Source organism: Bradyrhizobium guangdongense (assembly GCF_006483445.1).
Classification (GTDB): Bacteria; Pseudomonadota; Alphaproteobacteria; order Rhizobiales; family Xanthobacteraceae; genus Bradyrhizobium; species Bradyrhizobium guangdongense_A.
Genome location: NZ_PPPT01000256.1, coordinates 1 through 1,334, shown reverse-complemented (window position 1 = coordinate 1,334; position 1,334 = coordinate 1). Strand labels below are relative to the sequence as shown.

Here is a 1,334-nt window from a genome sequence, read left to right as displayed (position 1 = left end):
CGCGGAGATCATGCGCAAAAACAACAAGCTAAAGCGCGATGCGCTTTAGCTTGGCGCGCCGGGCGTCGGCTTCACCGGCGCAAAAGCCGCGCCCGACAACAGCACCCGCATCATCCGCAGCGAACGCCGGCGTCCGTCCCAGGAGATCCGCGGCAGCGCGCGCAGATTGGTGCGCCCTTCGACGTCGACGATGCCGGGGATCGTCGACACCGCGCTGGCAAAGCCCGCCTCCTCGGCCATTACCACATGCGCGCGGCGAAACGAGTCACGATCGCCGAACGGGTATGCGAGATGCCTGATCTCGCGATGAAAGGCAGATTCGGCAACCGCCTTGCCCATCGCCATCTCGCGCGAGGCCGTGCCGTCCTTCATGTTGGCAAGGATCGTGTAGTTCACGGTCGCGCTGCCGATCGTGACGAGCGGATCGGCGGCGAGCTTCGCAAGATCGTGCCAGTTCATCGACGCTTCGCGTGACAGGCTCGCGAGGTCGACGCGGTAGCGCCTGCAGAGATCGTTGATGGCGGCCGACAGTGCCTGCGGCGGCAGCTTCCTGAGCCATATTTCGATGAGGTCGAAAAGCTGCTGCTTCTCGGCAGCGTCGTTGACCACGAAGCGCTGCTCCTTGTCGTCCATCATCAGGCTGATGCGGCTTTCGCTCGCGATCACTTTCTCGAGCCCGAGCCACCAGGCCTCGCCGACGCCGTCCGGAAACGCGGTCGGAACGTAGACGGTGAAAGGTACGCCGTGCCGCAACAGCACGGGATAGGCAAAGTCAACGAAATCCTTCGTAGCGCCGTCAAAGGTCAGCGCCACGAACCGACGCCGCTCCGGCAGCGTCACCGCGCGCCGGCAGACTTCGTCCATGCCGACGATGTCGAACTTCCAGCGCTTCAGCGCCCGCAACGTACGATCGAGGAATGTTGGCGTGATCTCGCCTGCGATCAGCGGCTTGAACCGTCCACCCTGCTGCGGCCGCACGCGCTGGAAGCGCAGGATTGCGCCGGCGCCGCCGACCCTGCGCCCATGCAATCGCGCCCGGCCGGTGAACCAGGCGGCCTCGAGGCGCAGCCGTTCCAGCCATCTGTTGTCGGATTCCAAGACCACCCCTCGACCGGGCCTGAGGCCCGTTTCCCGTCCCGATTGTCCTTACTCTTTGTTGACATTTCTTTGCAAAGGTCGCCCGAGGCCGAAAACCGTAAATTTTCCTTGTCCGACAGGTTTTGCGAATGACCATGGCTGCGGCGATGCAAAGCCGGACGGCAGACGCGCCAGCGCGGTCGGACGCGAGCCGTATCGCTCACATCGACATCGTCACCGACCTCACCGAGGCCGAG

At 64.2% G+C, this 1,334-nt stretch carries 1 protein-coding gene; it reads right to left on the bottom strand.

Annotated features, from left to right (window positions below):
• Positions 1 to 45: 45 nt before the first annotated feature.
• Positions 46 to 1,098 (bottom strand): polysaccharide deacetylase family protein, encoded by a 1,053-nt coding sequence (locus tag C2U70_RS30545; RefSeq protein ID WP_140982344.1) that lies wholly within the window; start codon positions 1,096 to 1,098, stop codon positions 46 to 48.
• Positions 1,099 to 1,334 lie beyond the last annotated feature (236 nt).